Source organism: Hoeflea sp. (genome assembly GCF_039975035.1).
Classification (GTDB): Bacteria; Pseudomonadota; Alphaproteobacteria; order Rhizobiales; family Rhizobiaceae; genus Hoeflea.
Genome location: NZ_JBDWHW010000230.1, coordinates 1 through 20010, shown reverse-complemented (window position 1 = coordinate 20010; position 20010 = coordinate 1). Strand labels below are relative to the sequence as shown.

The 20010-nt window shown below is 57.6% G+C and carries 19 protein-coding genes and 1 pseudogene; 17 read left to right on the top strand and 3 right to left on the bottom strand.

The window, feature by feature from the left end; all coding sequences use genetic code 11:
- Positions 1-91 (bottom strand): annotated as a pseudogene (locus ABJN75_RS20410) (IS6 family transposase); the annotation flags it as partial.
- Between the two features lie 173 nt (positions 92-264).
- The gene (locus ABJN75_RS20405; protein ID WP_348441442.1) at positions 265-1167 is read right to left on the bottom strand and encodes a LysR family transcriptional regulator; all 903 of its coding nucleotides are present in this window, start codon (positions 1165-1167) and stop codon (positions 265-267) included.
- A 181-nt stretch (positions 1168-1348) separates the two neighbouring features.
- On the opposite strand from ABJN75_RS20405, the gene ABJN75_RS20400 reads away from it, so the two are divergent.
- Together ABJN75_RS20400 and ABJN75_RS20395 are read left to right on the top strand one after the other, a co-directional pair.
- On the top strand, positions 1349-2107 hold the full coding sequence (locus ABJN75_RS20400; protein ID WP_348441440.1) for an SDR family NAD(P)-dependent oxidoreductase: 759 nt from the start codon (positions 1349-1351) through the stop codon (positions 2105-2107).
- A gap of 130 nt (positions 2108-2237) precedes the next feature.
- Positions 2238-2819 carry a biotin transporter BioY gene (locus ABJN75_RS20395; RefSeq protein ID WP_348441439.1) on the top strand — a complete coding sequence of 194 codons (582 nt, stop codon included), beginning with the start codon at positions 2238-2240 and terminating at the stop codon, positions 2817-2819.
- A 119-nt stretch (positions 2820-2938) separates the two neighbouring features.
- Here the strand turns inward: ABJN75_RS20395 and ABJN75_RS20390 are convergent, their stop codons facing one another.
- The gene (locus ABJN75_RS20390) at positions 2939-3748 is read right to left on the bottom strand and encodes an IclR family transcriptional regulator (RefSeq protein ID WP_348441443.1); all 810 of its coding nucleotides are present in this window, start codon (positions 3746-3748) and stop codon (positions 2939-2941) included.
- A gap of 202 nt (positions 3749-3950) precedes the next feature.
- Between ABJN75_RS20390 and ABJN75_RS20385 the strand changes: the two genes are divergently transcribed.
- The 15 genes from ABJN75_RS20385 (at position 3951) to ABJN75_RS20315 (ending at position 19674) form a co-directional block, all read left to right on the top strand.
- Positions 3951-5024, top strand: coding sequence for an ABC transporter substrate-binding protein (locus ABJN75_RS20385; RefSeq protein WP_348441438.1), 1074 nt, complete (start codon positions 3951-3953; stop codon positions 5022-5024).
- The gene (locus ABJN75_RS20380; protein WP_348441437.1) at positions 5021-5866 is read left to right on the top strand and encodes an ABC transporter ATP-binding protein; all 846 of its coding nucleotides are present in this window, start codon (positions 5021-5023) and stop codon (positions 5864-5866) included. Before ABJN75_RS20385 ends, ABJN75_RS20380 begins: the two co-directional genes overlap by 4 nt.
- Positions 5863-6651: an ABC transporter permease gene (locus ABJN75_RS20375; RefSeq protein WP_348441436.1), complete on the top strand. Its 789-nt coding sequence runs from the start codon at positions 5863-5865 to the stop codon at positions 6649-6651. The genes ABJN75_RS20380 and ABJN75_RS20375 overlap by 4 nt, the downstream gene beginning before the upstream one ends.
- A gap of 27 nt (positions 6652-6678) precedes the next feature.
- A complete protein-coding gene (locus ABJN75_RS20370; protein ID WP_348441435.1) occupies positions 6679-7260 on the top strand; it encodes a biotin/lipoyl-containing protein in 582 nt (193 codons plus the stop codon).
- The gene (locus ABJN75_RS20365; RefSeq protein WP_348441433.1) at positions 7257-8735 is read left to right on the top strand and encodes a pyruvate carboxylase subunit B; all 1479 of its coding nucleotides are present in this window, start codon (positions 7257-7259) and stop codon (positions 8733-8735) included. Before ABJN75_RS20370 ends, ABJN75_RS20365 begins: the two co-directional genes overlap by 4 nt.
- Positions 8736-8757: 22 nt before the next feature.
- Positions 8758-9972 carry a CaiB/BaiF CoA-transferase family protein gene (locus ABJN75_RS20360; protein WP_348441432.1) on the top strand — a complete coding sequence of 405 codons (1215 nt, stop codon included), beginning with the start codon at positions 8758-8760 and terminating at the stop codon, positions 9970-9972.
- A gap of 11 nt (positions 9973-9983) precedes the next feature.
- The gene (locus ABJN75_RS20355) at positions 9984-10370 is read left to right on the top strand and encodes an OB-fold domain-containing protein (protein WP_348441431.1); all 387 of its coding nucleotides are present in this window, start codon (positions 9984-9986) and stop codon (positions 10368-10370) included.
- A gap of 27 nt (positions 10371-10397) precedes the next feature.
- Positions 10398-11543 (top strand): thiolase family protein, encoded by a 1146-nt coding sequence (locus ABJN75_RS20350; protein ID WP_348441430.1) that lies wholly within the window; start codon positions 10398-10400, stop codon positions 11541-11543.
- 6 nt (positions 11544-11549) lie between these two features.
- Positions 11550-12545: an NAD(P)-dependent oxidoreductase gene (locus ABJN75_RS20345; RefSeq protein ID WP_348441429.1), complete on the top strand. Its 996-nt coding sequence runs from the start codon at positions 11550-11552 to the stop codon at positions 12543-12545.
- Between the two features lie 56 nt (positions 12546-12601).
- Positions 12602-13945 (top strand): acetyl-CoA carboxylase biotin carboxylase subunit, encoded by a 1344-nt coding sequence (locus ABJN75_RS20340; RefSeq protein ID WP_348441428.1) that lies wholly within the window; start codon positions 12602-12604, stop codon positions 13943-13945.
- Positions 13946-14031: 86 nt separating this feature from the next.
- Positions 14032-15030 (top strand): NAD(P)H-quinone oxidoreductase, encoded by a 999-nt coding sequence (locus ABJN75_RS20335; protein ID WP_348441427.1) that lies wholly within the window; start codon positions 14032-14034, stop codon positions 15028-15030.
- A gap of 142 nt (positions 15031-15172) precedes the next feature.
- Positions 15173-16027, top strand: coding sequence for an alpha/beta hydrolase (locus ABJN75_RS20330; protein WP_348441426.1), 855 nt, complete (start codon positions 15173-15175; stop codon positions 16025-16027).
- Between the two features lie 140 nt (positions 16028-16167).
- A complete protein-coding gene (locus tag ABJN75_RS20325; protein WP_348441425.1) occupies positions 16168-18357 on the top strand; it encodes a thiamine pyrophosphate-dependent enzyme in 2190 nt (729 codons plus the stop codon).
- Between the two features lie 5 nt (positions 18358-18362).
- The gene (locus ABJN75_RS20320) at positions 18363-18905 is read left to right on the top strand and encodes a VOC family protein (RefSeq protein ID WP_348441424.1); all 543 of its coding nucleotides are present in this window, start codon (positions 18363-18365) and stop codon (positions 18903-18905) included.
- 4 nt (positions 18906-18909) lie between these two features.
- On the top strand, positions 18910-19674 hold the full coding sequence (locus tag ABJN75_RS20315) for a glucose 1-dehydrogenase (protein ID WP_348441423.1): 765 nt from the start codon (positions 18910-18912) through the stop codon (positions 19672-19674).
- Positions 19675-20010 lie beyond the last annotated feature (336 nt).

Here is a 20010-nt window from a genome sequence, read left to right as displayed (position 1 = left end):
GGAAACGAAGATATAGCCAAACGGCATGAGCAATCACTTCAGCTGGGAACCGGTGGCGGCGATAAAGGGGATTACGAATGGTTTGGGTCATGCCGCAAAATCGCACAGGCCAATCGCCGCGGGGTTAACGTTACGATGCCGAGGCTTCTCAATGTCCGGATTGTCAATGTAGTTTGGACTTGATGTAATAAAAATTTATAATATATTATCGCGTATAGAGATTTTTATAGCAATGTCTTGCAAAAGAGTTGGGATCTCTGTTGTCTATTTAGTAGCAATGGTCCCACCGTCCGTGACAGCCTCCTTGGAGAGGCTTGTCAGTTCCTCCAGCAATGTTTGGGCCAGTGCCGCTTTGACGTGGTCTCGCAGGTAGACGAGGCCGACCGTGCGGTAGGCCGGTGGGCCGGAGAATGTCAGCCGCCGCACCGGCAGAGCCAGTGGGTCGTGCAACCCGCGCTGGGGAACAATCGAGACACCGAGACCGTGATGGACCATGGTAGTGATCGCCTCAAGCGTATCTAGCTCCATCATCTCATTGACGCGCAGGCGTCGTCTCTTCAGGTAGGCATCAATTAGTTCGCCGACCCAAGCCTGACGGGTGTAGCGAATGAACGGAAAACTTGTAACCAATTCTTCGGCCCTCCGTTGCGGCACTTCTTCCGGAGCGATCAGGACCAGAGGCTCACGCAGGAATGGCGACCATTCGAGGCCTGAAGAACCGTGAACAAGATCGCTGACAATGGCGGCGTCGAGCTTGCCTTGCCGTGCTCGGTCAACCAGGTCAGCGGACAGCCCCATCGAAAGCTGGATATGCAGACGGGGGTATTTGGACCTGAGTGCGGCCAGCGCGCGCGGCATGATCCCTGTAATGACGCTGGGAACCACACCAAGGCTCAAATGGCCTTCGACGGATGTTTCTTCGCTGGCCTGAAACAGCCGCTCATAGGCCTGAACTGCTTCAGTCGCCTTGTTGACAAAACGGCGTCCGGCATCGCTGAGGACCGGCGGACGCTTCGAGCGGTCGAACAGTTCGACACCGAGTTCGTTTTCAAGGGATCTGATTTGAACTGTGACTGCGGACTGCGTTCGGCGGACAGCGCCAGCCGCCCCGGCGAATGACCCGCTTTTGACTACAGCCAGAAATGTTTTGACGTCACGAATGGACATTTACAAACCCATCTAATTCAATTGCCTTCAATCTAATGTTCTTTATTTTTCGTTTCTTTTCAATCTATTTTTACCTTATAGTTTGCCGCAATCGCTGATTTCGCTCCTGAAAGCAGCCTGGCAGCCAAATCCGGACAACAACAGAAAATGGTCCGACAGCAGAGCGGACCTGCGGGGAAACATGTCTTCAAATTCTACCAAACGAGTTGCTGTTCTGACCGGAGCAGGGGGTGGCATCGGTCAGGCGCTCGCGCACCGGCTGATTGCCGCCGGTTACGCGGTAGCCCTTATCGACAAGCAAAAACCGGAATTTCAGGTTGATTCCGAGGGGCAAGACAACGTTATGAGGCTGGAGGCCGACGTTGCCGATGATGCGGCCTTGCAGAACGCAGCACGGGAGGTGGCGGCGCAATTCGGCGGCGTTCATGTCCTGATGGTCAATGCCGGTATCGGCCCGGCCGGCACGGTGGTTGAAACCGGCAAGGCGATCTGGCGCACGGTTGTCGATGTGAACCTGACCGGAGCGTTCAATACATTGCAGGCCTTTGTACCGGTAATGCGTGCCACCGAGGGAGCCAGATCGGTCGTTCTGACCTCCTCGGTGCTGGCGACCCGCGGTGCGCGCAACATGGCTGCCTACAGCGCATCTAAAGCAGGGTTGGTCGGGCTCATGCAATCGGCAGCGCAGGAATTTGCTGCAGAAGGCATCACGGTCAATGCATTGGCTCCGGGGCCTATTCAGACACCGCTTCTGGACAGTCTTCCCGGCGATACGCTTGCCGAACTCGAGCAGGCCGTTCCCTTAAAGCGGCTCGGTACTCCCGACGACGTGGCGGATGCTGCCATCTTCCTTGCCGGAGCGGGAGCCACCTTTATCACCGGCCAGCTTCTTGTCATCGATGGCGGGTTGAGCGGCCGCGCCTATTGGCGGGACAATTGACGGTTCTCGTTCGGAGAGTATTGCCAACGACCCAGTTGGAATGGCGTGTGCGGGCAACGGATCCTGCCAGGCAGATGAATATTGTAACCCGCAATCATCATGAGCATGCGGACAATGAAAAGAGGGAATCATGACAACGCTGTATGAAACAATTTCCAGTCGTAGCCACAAGAACACTCTGGCCGTCGACCTGCTGGTCGTGCTGGCCGGCTCCTTGCTGATGGCAATAGCCGCAAAAATCACGATTCCGTTCTATCCGGTGCCGCTGACCACTCAGACCCTTGTGGCCATCGGGCTTGGTCTGGCGCTGGGCCCGGCGCGGGCTGCAGCTGCCGTCCTTGCCTATCTTGCACAGGGGGCGGCCGGCCTTCCGGTTTTTGCTGGCGCCCCGGCAAACGGTCTCGGTCTTGCCTACATGGCAGGCCCGACCGGCGGCTATCTCATCGGATTTGTTTTCCAGGCGCTTGCCGCGGGCTTTCTTGCACGGCTTGGCTGGGGGCGCAGCCCGGTGACGGCTGTTGGCGCGGGACTGATTGCGGCTGCCGCCATCTACCCGACGGGATTGCTCTGGCTGGGCGTCGTCATCGGTTTTGACAAGCCGCTTCTGGCGTTGGGTCTGTTTCCGTTCGTTCTCGGCGACCTCGCCAAGGCTTGCCTGGCAGCGCTGATTTTCCCGGCCGCCTGGTCGATGCTGGCACGTAACAAGGGGTGATGCAGGGCTTAGGATCAGCCAAGCCGGTTACGCCTGCGTAGCCGCCGTTTGGGCACAGTGCCACGATCACGAGACACAAGGGCCGGGCATGTCGCATGAGCGCGACATGCCCGGCCTTCTTATTGGGAGAACATGTTGTAGGTTGCCCTGGCGCCTTGGGAGAAGGAGATAAGTCTAGCCTGATCCTGCAGGATCTTACCCCACTCGGCGATCGTATCCGGCGTGAATTCCGTGCTTGAGCCCGCCAGCATGACGCAGCCCAGCACTTGGTCCGGGCCGCATGTCACCACCGCGCCGATGGCGGAGAAACCGATGAAGTTCTCATCCAGATTGGTAGAGTAACCACGCACGACAATCTGCTCCAGCTCCTGCTGGAATGCTTCCGGGTCGGTGATAGTGCTCGGGGTCAGGGCCTCGTAGGGACCATCGCCAAGCAGCTCGTGCTGCTCTTTCGGTGATCGGTTAAGCAGCAGGATCTTCCCGGAAACCGCGACATGCAATGGATTGCGTAATTGCGTTTCATAATAGGGTGTGAGCACACCCGATACGCCCGATATGTCGACGACCAGCCGTTCATTGCCGATAAAGACAACAAGTGAAGATGTCAGTTCCGTCTGCTTCCGCAGCAGACGCAGCGGTTCGAACGCATCCCGCCGCAGTATCTGAAGCGGGTGGTACATGGTGAGCGAGCCCAAGGCTTTCGACGCGGCATGATAGCGTTTTCCGCTGGCGTCACGCATGACGTAGTCTGCTTCCATCAGCGACTGCAAAATGCGGTGCACGGTGCTGTCGGTGAGTTTTACCGCCTCGGCAACCTCGTGCAGTGTCAGCGGGCGGATCGATTCAACCAGGACTTCGATTACCGCCAAGCCGCGTCTCAAGGCTCCCGTATCCTGAGGGGCGTCAGGCGTCGCCTGAGTTTTTGGCATTCGTGCCTTCATAGAGATATCCTATCGAAAAATGAAATCTTAATTCCACAAAATACAAATTCTATCCCATTATACAATAATCCTGTTGCAAAATATATCACCGCATGTTTCTTTTTCGATGCCAGAGGAGGCGTGGCCGATCTGAGTGAGTTTAGGAACGGTCGCATTTGGATATGTCCATAAGGACCTGGGAGAGAGACGGATGATCAACAAAAATATGAAACGCGGCTTTGGAAGTGCAGGCTTTGCTGCCGCGCTTATGGCTGGCGTGATGACAGCAGCCATAATGACAGCACCACAAGCCAATGCAGAAGAAAAAGTTGTCGCTAATGGCGAGCTTCTTCGGATTCAGGAATATCCTGGCACAATCCTGCATTTCACCCAGTGGGTTGCCGCTGACAAGGGCTTTTGTGAAGACCACGGTATTCGCTGCGAAATGGTGAAAATTCCAAGCGGCCCTGTCGGACTTCAAGCGCTCGCCGCAGGTAGTATCGAAGTCAGCTTCGCTTCCACTGAAGTGACCATGCAGGCCGCATCGCGTGGCAACGATGTGCAGCTCATCGTCGGTCATTCACCTGCCAACATCTACACATTGAACGTCCACGCCGATGTACCTCGCCCGAACAAGGACAAGGGTTATCCGGCGGTCATGCAGGATCTCAAGGGCCTCAATGTCGGTGTCACCGGACGTGGTTCTGGAACTGAGCTGCAAGCCCGTGCGTTGTTCATCGGTGCCGGTATGGACCCTGACGATGTAACCTATATCGCTGTCGGAGCGCCCGGTACGGCCTATCCGTCATTTCTGGCCCGCCAGGTTGATGCGGCAATGATGTTTGAGCCGTTCGGTACAATCTGCCGACTGCAAGAAACCTGCGGTGCACTGGTTGACCTGGTTGGTGGCGAGGGCCCTGCCGAAATCACGTCCCTTAACGGCGCATTTGAGACCTATGCGGCCCGGACCGATTTCATTGAGAAAAACACAGTCGCAATTGATGCCTTCATTCAGGCCATCACCGAGGCTACTGCCTGGGTCAACGATCCTGCAAATTTCGATGAGTTGCTCGAAGTTGTGAAGGGACGTTTCACTCTCGGCGACGAAATCGAAGATAGTGAGAATGTCCTGCGCGAACTGGTGAAAAGCGGCGCGCCGCTTTACGGAGCAGAGATTGATCGCACAGCGGTCAAAGCATTTTCCGACTATCTGATCCAGAACGAACTGATCACGGACCCCGTCGATCCGGCAACGTTCGTCTACGCCAAGGCTCCCAAGCCATGAGCGGACCGGGTCAGCTTGCCGCCGATGCCACAGTGAAGCCGGATGCCGGCGGTCACACGCAGGCGGCGGTAGGGGCACCGGAGATTGGCAATGTCTCGATCCGGGATCTCAATCACCGCTTCGGCAGCAGCGTTCACGCTGCTGCCGATGTTTCCCTGAATTTCGCACCGGGCGAATTTGTTTCGATCGTTGGTCCGTCCGGATGTGGCAAAACCACGGTTCTTAATCTTCTTGCTGGGCTGCTGGAAGTTCAGGAAGGGCAAGTCTCGATTTTTGGTTCGCCACCAAAGGCCGGCCGGCACGATGTTGCCTATATGCTGGCGCGTGATTGCCTGTTTCCATGGCTTACCGCCGAGCAGAATGCGGAATTTGGTGCGCAAATCAGGCATGCCGACCGTCAAAAGCGACAGAAACGCGCGCGCGCGTTGCTCGAGGCTGTCGGTCTCAAGGGCTTTGAAAACAGCTATCCTAAGGCGCTGTCGCATGGCATGCGTCAGCGCGTAGCCTTGGCGCGTACCTTTTGCCTCGATTCCCCACTGTTGTTGATGGATGAGCCTTTTGGCGCCCTTGATGCACAGACGAAATTGCAGCTCGAGGATGTTCTGCTTTCTCTCTGGACCAAGGAGAAGCGCACCGTGGTCTTCATTACCCATGACCTTGCCGAGGCCATCACGCTGTCGGACAGGGTTATCGTAATGAGTGCCAGGCCTGGAAGGGTAATCGCCGACATACCCATCGAACTTCCACGGCCCCGGTCCGTGTCTGCGCTGCAGAAGGATCCCGCGTATCACAAGATTTACAGCCATGTTTGGGAAAAGCTGGAAGTGGGGCTGCAGTCATGAGCAAAACTTCGGAAGGTCACAATTATCCGCTGTACGAGACTGTCGCAATCAACGTAGCGCGGCTTGTGTTTTTGGCGGTCTTTTTCGCGGTTTGGGAATATGTTGCGCGCAACAAAATTATCGACCCGCTTTTCATCGGAATCCCCAGCGAGATCGGCAAGTTCCTTTGGAAGGGCCTGTTCGTAGAATTCAGCCTGATAAAGGACCTGTTCTGGACTCTGGGCAGCACGTTTCTGGCATTTCTGATCGGTAGTTTTGCCGGAGTGGCGACCGGGTTGGTGTTCATCACCTGGCCGAGGTTTGAACGGTTCAGCGATCCGCTGTTTTCTGCCCTCAATGCGCTGCCACGTATTGCGCTCGCCCCATTGTTTTTGCTGTGGTTCGGATTGGGTATTTGGTCAAAGGTCGCCCTGGGCGCCAGCCTGACCTACTTCATCGTGCTCAGCAGCGCTGTCGCAGGCATTCGCAGCACCAGCGCCGATCACCTGACGCTGTCGCAAACCCTGGGTGCCAGTAAACGCCAGATTTTCACGAGGGTCACGCTCCCAAGCGCTGTGCCGACAATTTTCTCGGGCCTCCGACTGGGGTTGATCTACGCCCTGCTCGGCGTCATTGGCGGCGAGATTATTGCGGCACAGCATGGCCTCGGTCAGCTTCTGGCCTTCCTGGCGGGCAGCTTTCAAATCAGTGGCGTCTTTGCAGTTCTGTTCATCCTGGCAATCCTGGGAACCGGATTGATCGCAGCAATGAACAGCGTCGAAAAATGGCTGCTTCGGTGGCAGTAAGCAGTATCGCGGGAGGAATTACGCGTCATGAATGAGACAACACCCAACTGGGATGGATTGACAGAAGCCACTGCAGCGCTCTCCGCTGATGGCAACTCGATCAGCTACGATTTCAGCTATGCCGATGCACTGGAAATCCTGCGGTTGATCGACACCACGCCGAATGTGCGGAAGCTGGCGCTGTCGATCGGCGACATGACAATTGAAGTCAAGCGCGGTGCTGAGGATGTGCCACAGCGTCAGGCTGCGATCGCGACTGCCGCACCGGTTGTTGCTGCTCCGCCGCCCCCATTGGCGCAAGGTCAGATGACCGCTGCTTCCGTAAAGGAGACTGGGTCGACGTCTGATGGAGCGGTGCCTGTTCGTTCGCCCATCGCCGGCATTTTCTACCTCGCGCCGGCTCCTGGTGAGCCGCCCTTCGTCGAGATCGGTTCCGAGGTCGTGGAAGATACCGTCGTCGGTATCATCGAAGTGATGAAGGTGATGAACAACATCCGTGCGGGTACCCGCGGGGTAGTCACCGGATTCGGAGCGGCAAACGAGGATCTGGTGCAATTTGACCAGGCTCTGCTTTATATCGACCCCGCCGGGCAGGTTGATGCGTCATGAGCAACAGCAGCGTCAAGCCTCGCCTGAAATTTACCGACGAGACGTTTCGCGATGGGCCGCAATCGGTCTGGGCCAACCGCATGCGTACCGCATCAATGCTTGATTCGGCGCCGGTCCTGGATGACTGCGGCTTCGACCGCATCAACCTGATCAGCGGCTCAGCCTTCGAGACAGCGGTGGTCTATCTTTATGAAGATCCCTGGGAGCGGCTTCATCATCTGAGAAAGCGTATCAAGAAAACCGATACGATCATTCTTGTGCGCGGCCGCAATCTGTTCGGCTGGAAGCGCTATTCCGACGATGTCGTTGAACTGTTCATGCGAAGGCTCAAACAGATCGGCATCGACTGGGTGTTGATTTTCGATGCCCTGAACGATGTGAGCAATGTCGAGTTTCACGTTCGCTGTGCCAAGAAGCTTGGCATGGGGGTGCTCGGTTACGTCACCTATTCGATCAGCCCGGCCCATACGCCCGAACATTTCGTCGAGAAAAGCAAAGAATTTGTCGCCTGCGGTGCAGACGGCATTGTCTTCGGCGATGCCAGTGGTCTCTTGACGCCTGAAACGGCCCGGGAGAACCTGACAGCACTGCGTCGTGCATTGCCGGACACAATACTCGAGTTTTCCGGCCACGATGCTACTGGCCTGTCAAAACTCTGCTACCAGGAAGGGATCGATGCGGGGATTGACGGGGTCTATTCGGCGGCTCGTTCGCTCGCTTATGGCGAGTCGATCCCAGCGACGCTTGATCTGAAGGCAATGGCGGAAGGGTCTGGACGTCAGACCCAACTCAATAATGAGAACCTGCGCCGCATCGACGATCACTTTCTGTGGGTGGCGTACCAGGAAGGCAGGCCACTCAGCAGGAAGATAACGCCCAACGACGAGAATTTCCGGACCTTCGCACACCATCAGGTTCCCGGTGGGATGATGTCGCATCTGGTCAGCCAGTTGAAAAACCTGAACCTGATCGATCGGCTTGACGAAGTGCTGGAAGAGACCGGTCGCGTACGTGAGGAGATGGGCTACCCGGTGATGGTCACGCCGTTCTCCCAGCTGGTAACGGTGCAGGCGACATTCAACGTGCTGGAAGGCAAACGCTATCACACTGTGCCTGAAGAACTGCGCCTCTACATGCGCGGTCACTACGGGCAGTCGCCCGGTCAGATTGACCAGAACATCCTCGACCGCGTGATCGGCAACGAAGACCGGATCGATTCATCGGCGGTGTTCGGGCGCGAGATGTTGCCGGAATTCGTTGCTGAAAATGGCCCCTACGATTCAGACGAGACTCTGCTGCTGGAGCTGTTCAACAGCAAGGTCGTTATCCAGAAATACCGCGCCAACCAGAAACCGGTCAGTCATGGCGACGTGCCGTCACCGCTCCATGGTTTGGTGCAGGAAATTGCCAAGCGCCCGGGCCTCAGCAAGGTAGCCGTTAACAAGGGATCCTTGCGCCTAGAACAGCGCATGTAGCATTCAGAAAAGGCGAGTGAACATGAGTAAATACCCGTTGGAGGGAGTGCGGATCATCGCGCTCGAACAATATATCGCTGCGCCCTATTGCACGATGTGGCTTGCCGATTGCGGCGCCGAGGTGATCAAGATCGAGCGACCCGGTGGTGGTGATCCGAGGCGCAACTACCAGCCTGCGCTTGAGAGTGAAGCCGGTGAATCGGTCTATGGTGGTTTCGTCACCTACAACCGTAACAAAAAGAGTGTTGCGCTGGATCTGCAGACCCCCGAGGGTCGCGAAGTTTACCTCGATCTGGTAAAAAGTGCCGATGTCGTGGTCGAGAACCTGAAGCCTGGCTCAGTAGACAAGCTTGGGCTCGGGTATGACGATCTCAGCAAGATCAACCCAAAACTGATCTATGCCGCCATCAGTGGCTACGGGCGCACCAAGGAACTCGACGGTGCCTTTTCCGGTCTTCCGGCTTTTGACCCAGTAATTCAGGCGATGTCCGGGATCACCAATCTGTTTGGCGAAGAGAACGGACCTCCCGAGGTCAGCCCGCTTGCGCTGGGTGATCTGTTTACCGGCGTCATGGCCGGTTATCAGATCCTGCTCGCCCTATTCATGCGTGAGCGCACCGGCGTCGGTCAATATATCGATGCGGCCATGTATGACAGTCTTGTTGCCCTCAACGAGAAGAGCCTGATGCTCTACACTTTCGCCGGCGAAGTTCTCAGCCGTGGCCGTGACAAGTACCAGGCGCCCTACCGAACCTTTGCCGTCAACGATGGTTATGTGGCGCTGATTACCCCGAATGATTTCATCTGGGCGCGCTTTTGCAAGGCACTCGGCAAGGAAGAGTGGATATCCGATCCGAAGATGGCAGACGGCCGCCTGCGCGCCGCCAACACCGATGCGTGGGAACCCTTTGTCGAGCAGTGGATGTCAGAGCGCAGTTCCGATGAGGTGGTCGCAGCACTCGACAAGTTCGGTGTTCCCGCCGGCAAGGTTCAGACCGGCGAGGATCTCGCCAAATGCGAACATCTCAAGGCGCGCAAGGCGCTGGTCGAAGTTGATGACCCCGATGTCGGTCCGCTTCTGTTGGCGCGTGCACCGGTGCGGCTTTCCGCAATGGGTGAGGTACGCACCGCCTCGGCGCCGAAGCTGGGTCAAGATACTGCCGACGTTCTTGGCGCCATGCTGGGTTATTCCGAACAACGGATCGATGAGTTGAAGGCTGCGGGAGCCGTGGCGTGAAGGAGGTTGTCATGAACGCGAGCGAGACATCTGCCACAGCGTCTGGCGCTGCCTGGCTGGAGGGATGCGAGTGTGGCGAATGCGACCGCAAGTATTTCCCCAAGCGGGTGTTCTGCACCGAGTGCGGCAGCCGTGATGCGATGAGAGACGCCCGGATCGAAGGACCCGGCAAGCTCTATTCCCACTCGATCATTCATATCGCGCCGAAGACGTTCAAGGTTCCCTATGCGGTTGGCTACGTGGATTTGCCTGGCGATGTGCGTGTGCTGGCGCAGATCTTCGGTTGGGAAGATGGGTCGCTTGAGCAAGGCATGGAGATGGAGATCGGCTACGCACCAATCGCCGAGGAGCCTGATGGTTCCATCCGTGAAAGTTTCATCTTTCAGCCCAGGCGCTAGTCGCACTGCCAATAGGAGAGCACAATCGTGTACGGTAGCGGAGAAGTTTTTGTCATCGGCGGGGCAATGACCCCATTTGGTAAGCACCCCGATGTATCTGCCGAGGCGCTGGCACAGACAGCCGTCCTCGAAGCCATCGAGGACGCCGGCATTGACCGGCGGAGTATTGAGGCCGCTTATGTCGGCAGCGTGTTTCAGGGCAGTCTGGCCGGCCAACGTGTGCTCAAGGACCTGGGCATGACCGGCATGCCTATCATCAATCTTGAGAATGCCTGCTCCAGCGGCGCAACGGCACTTTCCCAAGCCTGGATGGCCGTGGCGACAGGGCAGGTCGAGACTGCGCTTGTCATCGGTCTCGAGAAACTCAGCGTGCGCGGTAGCGGCCCCCTGGCGCTCAGCACAGGCGACCCGGAGATAGACCAGGGGCTGACCATGCCCGCACTCTATGCAATGCGCACCCGCGCCTATTTTGACAAGCACGGCGGGTCCATCGATCAGGTTGCGCAGGTGACGGTGAAAAACCGCAAACATGCCGCCAACAATCGCTATGCGCAGTTCCGCGACGCCTGTACTGTCGAAGAAGTGATGGCATCGCGTCCGGTTGCCGACCCGATTACCCTGCTGCAGATGTGCCCCAATGCCGATGGCGCCGCAGCGGTGGTTATTTCCGCCAAGCCGAAGTCAGTCGGCCATGGCAAGAATGTGAAAATCCTTGGCTCGGTCGTTGCCAGCGGGAAATTTTCCCAGGGGTACCGGGATCTCACGGTTCCCGATATCTCGATCCAGGCTGCGCGGCGCGCCTATGAAATGGCGGGGATTGGGCCCAAGGATGTGAACCTGGCTGAAGTTCATGACGCCGCAGCAATCGCCGAAGTTATCTATTACGAAGCACTGGGCTTCTGCGAGCCGGGTGAGGGGCTGCATTTCCTGAGTGCGGGTGAGTCTTCGATCGGGGGTCGTGTCCCGGTCAATCCGAGTGGCGGTCTGCTCTGTCGCGGTCATCCGCTCGGCGCAACCGGGGTGGCCCAGATTGTCGAAATCATGTGGCATCTGACCGACCGTGCCGGCGATCGCCAGGTCGAGGGCGCGAAAATTGGCCTCGCCCATTGCACCGGTGGCGGTATCTGGGGCGTCGACAATGGCGCTTGCTCGATCCACGTGCTGGGGGTCTAGGCCGTGATGGCAGAGCAAAATGCTGGGCCGGTGCCTGATCTGCAGTCAGCCAGGGTCGTCGTGACCGGTGCCGGTGGTGCGATTGGCAGCCGTCTGGTGCGCCGTCTGGCCGGGCTCGGGGCAGCGGTGACCGCTGTGGATCTGCACATGCCAGATCCTGGTCACCGGCTCGACGGTGTGACGTGTGTTGCTGCCGATATCATGGACGTTGACACGTTGCGGCCGCATCTTGATGGCGCAGATATCGTCTACCACCTCGCTTATCTGATGGGCGAGGAAGCCAACAGCGATCCGGTTGCTGCTGCCCGGATCAACACGCTTGGCGGCACCCAGTTGTTTCAGACCTGCCTGGAGGCTAAGGTTGGTAGGATGTTGATGGCGAGCTCGGTCTCGGTGTTTGGGACGCGGCGCGACTACCAGCCGAACAATCGGCCACTTGATGACCACGCAGCCCTGTTCGGCGCCAAAGGGATTCCGGTTTATGCCGCCGGCAAGATTTATCTTGAAAAGGTGGCGGGCCATTATCTCAGCCGCCACGGGTTGCTGATTGGTGGCTTGCGCCCCGGCGCCGTGATTGGTTGCAGCCGAAGCACCGGGCGGGCCAAGACCGTAGCCAACATAGTGGCCACAGCAGCCAGCGGCGAAACGGTCCAGCTCAACAATGGCCGGGCCGCTTTTCAGGCCGTTCACGTCGATGATGTCGTCAGCGCTTTTGTTGCGCTGGCCGCAGTTGCGCCGGCGACGCTGAAGCAATCGCCATTTTTCAATCTCGCCGGCGATTATGCAACCGTACAGTCCTATTGCGACGAGGTTGCGCGAGTGCTCCCGGAAGCGCGCTTTGAGATAACCGACGGAGAAAGCGACGAGCTTTTCGGTTCCTCGCCGTTTGTTGCGGATGACGGCATTCACCGCCTTGTCGGCTTTGAAAGACGTTATCGCAGCCTCAATCAGGCAATCGAGGCGGAAGCCGGGGATCTGGCACGCGCGCGCGCCGTCGCCTGATTGCCCAGCCTGACTGGTCAAACGCGGTTGAACTTACACAGAAGGTAGAGACAGCTATGAAGAGAGTCCTGATCGCCAACCGTGGTGAGATTGCCCTGAGAGCGGTTCGCGCCTGTCGCAAGGCAGGGCTCGAAAGCGTGGCCGTGTATTCCCAGGCAGATGCCGCCTCGCCCCATGTGTGGGCTGCCGATCACGCGGTCTGCATCGGACCGGCGGCTGCTACGAGCAGCTATCTGCTTGCTGATCTGCAGTTCGAGGTTGCCCGCGCGACGCAATGTGATGCGATCTATCCTGGCTATGGCTTTCTGTCCGAGCGTGAAAGCTTTGCCAATGCCTGCCAGGAGGCCGGGTTGACCTTCATCGGTCCGTCGGCCGAGGTGATCGCAACGATGGGTGACAAGGCGGTGGCGCGACGTACCGCCCAGTCGCTCGGCGTGCCGGTTGTTCCGGGGTCACAGGGTGGGTTCGTTTCCGCCAGCGAGGCGTTGCCGGTGGCCATGGAAGTTGGTTTTCCGATGCTGCTGAAGGCCAGCGCCGGCGGCGGTGGGCGCGGTATGCGGGTTGCCCGGAATGCGGACGAGTTCAAATCGCTTTTCGAGCAAGCATCGGCAGAGGCCCAGTCAGCGTTTGGCAATGGCGAAATCTATCTCGAACGTTTCTTCGAGAATGTCCGGCATATCGAGGTGCAGGTGTTCAGCGACAGCCATGGCAATCACCGCCATTTGTGGGAGCGTGATTGCAGTGTGCAGCGCCGTCACCAGAAGCTGGTCGAGGAGGCGCCATCGCCGGTAATTAGCCCCAGCGTCCGGCGCGCCATGACCGAGGCGGCACTAACGATCATCGAAAGCATCAAGTACAGGAACGCCGGAACCATCGAGTTCATTTATGAAGTTGAAACCGAGCAGTTCTTCTTTATCGAGATGAACACCCGCATCCAGGTCGAGCACCCGGTAACGGAACTGATAACCGGACTTGATCTGGTCGTGGAACAATTACGCGTTGCAGCCGGTGAGCCGGTTTCGTTCGAGCAGATGACGACGCTGCCATCCCGCGCGGCAATTGAATGGCGTATCTGCGCCGAGGATCCGAAGCGCGGCTTTGCCCCGAGCCCGGGCCGGATTACCCGTTGGCGGCCGCCCGTTGGCGCCCACACCAGGGTGGATACGCATGTCTACGAGGGATACGCGGTTCCGGCGCATTACGATTCGATGATTGCCAAGTTGCTGGTCAGCGGCGACAGCCGTGAAGAGGTGCTGGAGCATTCACGCCATGCCCTTGCCGGTTTCGAGGTTGAAGGCATTCCCACGACGTTGGGCTTTCACCGCGAATTGCTGCAGAACCCGGCGTTCCGGGACGCAAGCATTCATACGCGCTGGCTCGATGAGCGCGGACTTACCTGAGCGGCATCGGCGACTCGCTGCCCGGCAATCTGGGCGGCGTTGAATAAGCGATCAACCGATTTTTGGATACTAAGGAGCCCGGACCGATGCACTCCATTCCCGACCAGATGCGCGTGATCAGCATGTCCGGCCCCGGTGGGCCAGAGGTTCTGCAGGCCGAGAGCCGGCCCGTCCCCCGGCCGGCAAAGGGCGAGGTATTGATCCGGTTGCGTGCGTCCGGGGTGAACCGTCCTGATTTGCTGCAACGCGCAGGCGCCTATCCGCCGCCAACCGGTGCCACCGATTTGCTCGGCCTTGAGGGCTCCGGGGAGGTCGCAGCCATTGGCGAGGGTGTTGAAAATCTTGCTGTGGGAGATCAGGTGTGTGCTCTTTTGCCCGGCGGCGGTTATGCTGAATACTGCGTGACCCCCGCCAGCCACTGCCTGCCTATACCCCCCGGCTTTGATCTTGTGACAGCCGCGGCCTTGCCGGAGACAATCCTGACAGTGTGGGCCAATGTCATCGAGGGCGGCAACTTGGAACCGGGAGAAACAATCCTCATTCATGGTGGATCCAGCGGCATTGGTGTCATGGCGATCCAGATCGCCCGAAACCACGGTGCACGGGTTATCGTGACTGCTGGTTCAGAAGAAAAATGCAGGTTTTGCGAGGCACTCGGTGCGGACCGCGCGATCAATTACAAGCAGGAGGATTTCGTCGCGGTCGTCAAATCGCTAACCGATGGCAAGGGCGTGAATCTGGTGCTCGACATGGTGGGCGGCGACTATATCGAGAAAAACCTGCGCGTTCTGGCGGTAGAGGGACGCCATGTCTCAATCGCTTTCCTGAATGGTAGCAAGATGATGTTGAACCTCGCGCCAGTGATGATGCGTCGACAGGTCTTAACAGGCTCGACACTCCGGATTCGTTCCGACGCGGAGAAAGCACGTTTGGTTGAGGCCGTCCGGCTCGCAGTCTGGCCGCAGCTCGCAACTGGAGCAATCAAGGCGGTAATTCACCAGACGTTTCCCTTAAGCGCTGCAGCGGATGCCCACAGGATGATGGAGAAGAGCCAGCATATCGGGAAGATCCTGCTTGAGATCTGACCCGTCAGCCAAGCAGCGTCGATCATAGGTACGGTCAGCGGAGAAAAGTAAAATGACCTTTTGTTGAGCAATCCGACGATGCCGGATTTCACCAATCCTTTTCTCCAGACGACCACAAAACATGCTTGGAGCTGTCTAGAAAATGACCCTTGATCCAAAATTTGAAACAGTCCGCTCTGATGGAGTCGATCTCAATGTTGCAGTTTTCGGTCAGGGCCCTGCTGTGGTGTGCCTGCACGGATTTCCCGACAGCTGGTACCTTTGGAGGCGGCAGGTAGCGGCGTTGGTGGATGCGGGCTACAGCGTTGTTGCGCTCGATCAACGTGGTTTCGGAGCCTCCGACAAGCCGTTCGAGATAGAAGCTTATGGTATTTCATTTCTGGTAGGTGATGTTGTTCGTGTGATGGACAGCCTCGACATTCCAAAAGCCCATGTCGTTTGTCACGATTGGGGGGCGAATGTCGGTTGGTACCTGGCGCATCTTCATCCTGAGCGTGTCGATCGTTTCATCCCTGTTGCCTCCGGGCATCCGCTGTTTAGCCGGACAATCGAAGGGATGGAGATGGCCTGGTATGTGCTGTTGTTCCAGTTTGAGGACGTTGCCGAGGAGATGATGTCTCGCGATAACTTCAATCTGTTTCGCCAGCTGGTGCGTCACCACAACGAATGTGAAAAGTGGGTTGAGGATCTGGTGCGGCCGAACGCTCTGCGAGCGGCGATGAACTGGTATCGCGCGAATTATACATTGAAAAACGGACTGACATTGCCGCCAGTCGGCAATATTCAATCGCCGACCATGGGCGTATTCGGTATCGACGATGTTTTTCTGCAGGAAATGAGAATGATCGGTTCGAAAAACGCGGTCGATGGCTTCTGGCGCTATGAACGGGTCACCGGGGCGGGGCATTGGGTGCAACTTGACCGGCCAGATTATTTCAATGGCCTGCTGATTAGCTTTCTGCGCGAAGAGCTGCCCGGTAGTGTCGATCAGATATGAACTCCGGTGTCGGCAGAAACGAGGGAGGCTCCTGCGTGATGAACCCGTGAATTCTGCGCCCCGCAATCCCGAACAGCTGTTCCCCAATGCTGGAATGGTGGCTGGTGCAATCGAAGAATGCAACTTCAAGGATTTTCAAGATGCCTGTCTTTTCCGACCTGAGCCCCAAGAGCGTCTGGCGCGAGATATCGCCATCGTCGGAAGACCGTGCAGCACTTGAGCCGCGTCTGGGCCGCGACATGCTCAGTCAGCTTCATTTGATCAGGGCATTCGAAGAAAAGGTTCTGGCGTTGGCTTCACAGGGGCTGGTGCACGGTCCCGCTCACTCTGCGGTTGGCCAGGAAGGTGCTGCCGTTGGCTCGATACTTGCCATGCGAGGAAGCGATCAAGTGAACGGGTCACATCGCGCCCATCACCAGTTTCTGGCAAAAGCGCTCGCTTACATCGCGCCAAATGGGATTGATCCCGAAGCCGGGTTTGACAGTGATATTCGCCGGGTTGCCAAACGAACACTATCGGAAATTATGGGTCTCTCCGATGGCTTTTGCAAAGGCCGCGGCGGATCAATGCATCTGCGTTGGGCCGAATCCGGAAATCTTGGAACCAACGCCATTGTGGGCGGCGGTGTTCCCATGGCTGCCGGAGCGGCCTGGGCACATCAACGCGCCGGTACCGGCGATGTGGTCTACACCTATTTCGGGGATGGGGCCGTGAACATCGGTTCGGTTCTGGAGACGATGAATATTGCTGCCGCGTGGAAGCTTCCTCTGTGTTTTTTCATCGAGAATAATCGTTATGCGGTCTCAACCCACGTTGACGAAGTTACAGCGGAAACCCGTTTGTCGGCGCGTGGTCTGGCCTTTGCCATTCCGTCGTTGAAAGTCGATGGAATGGACGCATTGGCAGTCTATCTCGCCGCACAAGAAGCAAATGAGATCATGCGCAACGGTGGCGGGCCGGTGATCATCGAGGCGGATGTATACCGCTATTTTCATCAAAACGGAGCTGTGCCCGGTTCGGCGTTCGGTTATCGAAGCAAGGAAGAGGAGAAGGAGTGGCGTGCGCGCGATCCGCTTGAGGCGATGGCCCGAGACCTGCAGGAGCGGCAGATCATTGGCAGTACTGCCGTCGAACGCTTGCGAGAAGCCTGCCAAGCGATGATGGAAGAAATTGCTGGCGAACTGGTCGAGGAAGTTGACGGCAAGCGGCAGATAATTCCTGCGCTTTGGCCCGCGGAGGATTTTCGCGACTTCGGCCTGCGCGGCGATCTTTCGGAGTTTGGTGGAGCGCGTTTCGAAGAGCAGGAGAGCTTTTCCGGAGAGCTGGTCCAAGACGTGAAATTTGTCGATATAGTTGCTGACGTGATGAGGCAACGAATGGCCGAAGACGACCGGATTGTGGTGCTCGGCGAGGATATCCACCGGCTCCAGGGCGGGACCAATGGTGCGACACGCGGCTTGTCGAGCGAGTTTCCTGATCGTTGCCTGGGAACACCGATTTCAGAAAATGCCTTTACCGGCCTTGCCGCGGGGATGGCCGCTGATGGGCGGGTGAGGCCGGTGGTGGAATTCATGTATCCGGATTTCATCTGGGTCGCAGCTGATCAGCTCTTCAACCAGATCGGCAAGGCGCGGCACATGTTTGGTGGCGACAATTCGATGCCGCTGGTTGTTCGAACCAAAGTTGCCATCGGCACGGGCTATGGCTCACAGCATTCCATGGATCCGGTTGGAATCTTTTCCACTTCCCCTGGCTGGCGCATTGTCGCGCCGTCGACGCCGTTTGATTATGTGGGGCTGATGAATGCCGCGTTGCGTTGCCAAGATCCGGTGCTGGTGCTTGAGCATGTCGACCTCTATTCGTCCAAAGGCGCGGTGCCGGCGGATGATCTCGACTACTGCATTCCGATCGGCAAGGCCAAGGTGGTGCGCGCAGGCAACCGCATAACGGTTCTGACATACCTGTCGATGGTCGCGATGGTTCGCGACGTTGTTGAACGCCTCGATCTGGACGTCGAGATCATAGATTTACGCACCCTTGATCGCGCCAGTTTTGACTGGGAGACCGTCGAGGCATCGGTGTGCAAGACCAACAACGTACTGATCGTCGAGCAGGGTGCGGTCGGAACATCCTACGGGGGCTGGCTCGCAGATGAGTTGCAGCGGCGCTGCTTCGACGCGCTCGACCAACCGATAAAGCGGGTGCACGGCGCGGAAGCTTCGCCAAGTATTTCCAAAGTGCTTGAGGCGGCGGCTTCGACCAGGCCGCAGGACATCGAAGCCGCATTGCGCTCGGCAATGGCAGATCAGGGCTTGCCGCTTGGGGTGTAGTGAAAATGGATAGAGTGCGCAAACTAGTGCCGGGTATCGTCGGCGTCGAACATATAGGCTTCACGGTGCCGGATCTGGATGAGGCGATCGCTTTTTTTGTCGATGTCCTGGGATGCCAAAAGGTCTACGAGGTGGGGCCGTTCCAGGCAGATGGAGAGTGGATGCGGACCCATCTGGGCGTGCATCCGAAAGCCATCATGAAGCGGCTTGCTTTTCTGCGTTGCGGTCAGGGCAGCAATTTCGAGATCTTCGAGTACGAAGCGCCGAACCAAGCAAAACGAGTTCCAGCCAACAGTGATGTTGGAGGTCATCATCTTGCGTTCTACGTGCTCGATTTCGATGTAGCCTATGCAGCATTGATAGACAATGACGTGGTTATCCTCGGTGCGCCAACGCAACGAAGCGAAGGTCCGAGCGGCGGGCAAACCTGGGTCTATTTTATGACGCCGTGGGGAATGCAATGCGAACTGGTCAGTTTTCCTGACAGCAAAGCTTACGAACGCGAGACGCCGCTTCGTCTTTGGCATCCCGCCCACCCAGAGGAGTGACAGCATGAGTATCAGCTTTGATTTTACGGGAAAGACAGCAATCGTAACCGGCGGCGCCTCGGGCATTGGATTGGCCATGGCCCAGGAGTTCGCCGCCGCGGGTGCGAATGTGCAAATCTTCGACGTTAATGCCGAGGCTGCTGAAAAGGCGGCCGCAACGATTGGTCCTGCCTGTCAATGGGTGAGCGGTTCAGTCAGTTCTCCGGAGGCTGTGGCAGCCTCCTGTGATGCCGCACGTAGTGCATTTGGCAAAATCGATATCCTGATGAACAACGCAGGAATTGCAGGCAGCGAACCAAGCATCGATTTGCCGTTGAAAGACTGGTCGCGGGCGATCGATGTGAACCTAACCGGGGTCTTCCTGTTCGCGCAGACCGCCGCCCGGCATATGCGCGACACCGGCGGCGGCGCAATTGTCAACACAGCCTCCATGTTCGGTGTAATAGCAGGCCCCGAGCGCGCGTCCTACTGTGCGACAAAGGCAGGCGTCGTAGCTCTTACGAAGGTTCTCGCATCCGAATGGGCTTCGCTTGGGATCCGGGTCAACGCAATCGGGCCAGGATATGTCGATACTGCCTTGATCCAAACTCTCGCTGCGGAGGGCCGGCTGGATGTTGAACGCCTCAAACAGCGCACTCCGGCAGGTCGCTTGGGAACAGTCAAGGAAATTGCTCGGAGTGGCCTTTATCTAGCATCGGATGCCAGCGACTTCGTTACAGGGCAAGTGCTTCTCGCTGATGGCGGTTGGTCTTCATACAGCTATCTTTGATTGCCTTCGAAACGATTGTGTGTGGGTCGATTCTCTGATCGCCATGGTCAAGATCTGATCTTTCGCACATTTCTCATGCGACGGGCTTGGTGTGAGTTTCCCGCTCTTCGAAGAGCGGCTTTGAGCTACTCCCCATCCCTTGGACAGTATCTGGGTTGAATTAAGCTACTTTTTGGACCTGCTGATCGGGTTGGGTTTCCGTAAGCGGTGTGCCCCTCGCACATCGACAAACTTAGATGGTCGAGGATTAGGGTCTACTTGGACGGCTGCTGCGCCAAAAGCCTATGGCAGATCACCGGCGTAAACGAAGCACAGCTTGTTCCCTTCGGGATCGCG

Bases quoted from the DNA above. Each gene is read 5' to 3' on its own strand.
- ABJN75_RS20325 (WP_348441425.1), top strand. From the start codon at position 16,168: ATGCCTGTCTTTTCCGACCTGAGCCCCAAGAGCGTCTGGCGCGAGATA.
- ABJN75_RS20335 (WP_348441427.1), top strand. From the start codon at position 14,032: ATGCACTCCATTCCCGACCAGATGCGCGTGATCAGCATGTCCGGCCCC.
- ABJN75_RS20395 (WP_348441439.1), top strand. From the start codon at position 2,238: ATGACAACGCTGTATGAAACAATTTCCAGTCGTAGCCACAAGAACACT.
- ABJN75_RS20320 (WP_348441424.1), top strand. From the start codon at position 18,363: ATGGATAGAGTGCGCAAACTAGTGCCGGGTATCGTCGGCGTCGAACAT.
- ABJN75_RS20400 (WP_348441440.1), top strand. From the start codon at position 1,349: ATGTCTTCAAATTCTACCAAACGAGTTGCTGTTCTGACCGGAGCAGGG.
- ABJN75_RS20370 (WP_348441435.1), top strand. From the start codon at position 6,679: ATGAATGAGACAACACCCAACTGGGATGGATTGACAGAAGCCACTGCA.
- ABJN75_RS20380 (WP_348441437.1), top strand. From the start codon at position 5,021: ATGAGCGGACCGGGTCAGCTTGCCGCCGATGCCACAGTGAAGCCGGAT.
- ABJN75_RS20385 (WP_348441438.1), top strand. From the start codon at position 3,951: ATGATCAACAAAAATATGAAACGCGGCTTTGGAAGTGCAGGCTTTGCT.
- ABJN75_RS20405 (WP_348441442.1), bottom strand. From the start codon at position 1,167: ATGTCCATTCGTGACGTCAAAACATTTCTGGCTGTAGTCAAAAGCGGG.
- ABJN75_RS20355 (WP_348441431.1), top strand. From the start codon at position 9,984: ATGAACGCGAGCGAGACATCTGCCACAGCGTCTGGCGCTGCCTGGCTG.
- ABJN75_RS20365 (WP_348441433.1), top strand. From the start codon at position 7,257: ATGAGCAACAGCAGCGTCAAGCCTCGCCTGAAATTTACCGACGAGACG.
- ABJN75_RS20375 (WP_348441436.1), top strand. From the start codon at position 5,863: ATGAGCAAAACTTCGGAAGGTCACAATTATCCGCTGTACGAGACTGTC.
- ABJN75_RS20390 (WP_348441443.1), bottom strand. From the start codon at position 3,748: ATGCCAAAAACTCAGGCGACGCCTGACGCCCCTCAGGATACGGGAGCC.
- ABJN75_RS20315 (WP_348441423.1), top strand. From the start codon at position 18,910: ATGAGTATCAGCTTTGATTTTACGGGAAAGACAGCAATCGTAACCGGC.
- ABJN75_RS20345 (WP_348441429.1), top strand. From the start codon at position 11,550: ATGGCAGAGCAAAATGCTGGGCCGGTGCCTGATCTGCAGTCAGCCAGG.
- ABJN75_RS20340 (WP_348441428.1), top strand. From the start codon at position 12,602: ATGAAGAGAGTCCTGATCGCCAACCGTGGTGAGATTGCCCTGAGAGCG.
- ABJN75_RS20360 (WP_348441432.1), top strand. From the start codon at position 8,758: ATGAGTAAATACCCGTTGGAGGGAGTGCGGATCATCGCGCTCGAACAA.
- ABJN75_RS20330 (WP_348441426.1), top strand. From the start codon at position 15,173: ATGACCCTTGATCCAAAATTTGAAACAGTCCGCTCTGATGGAGTCGAT.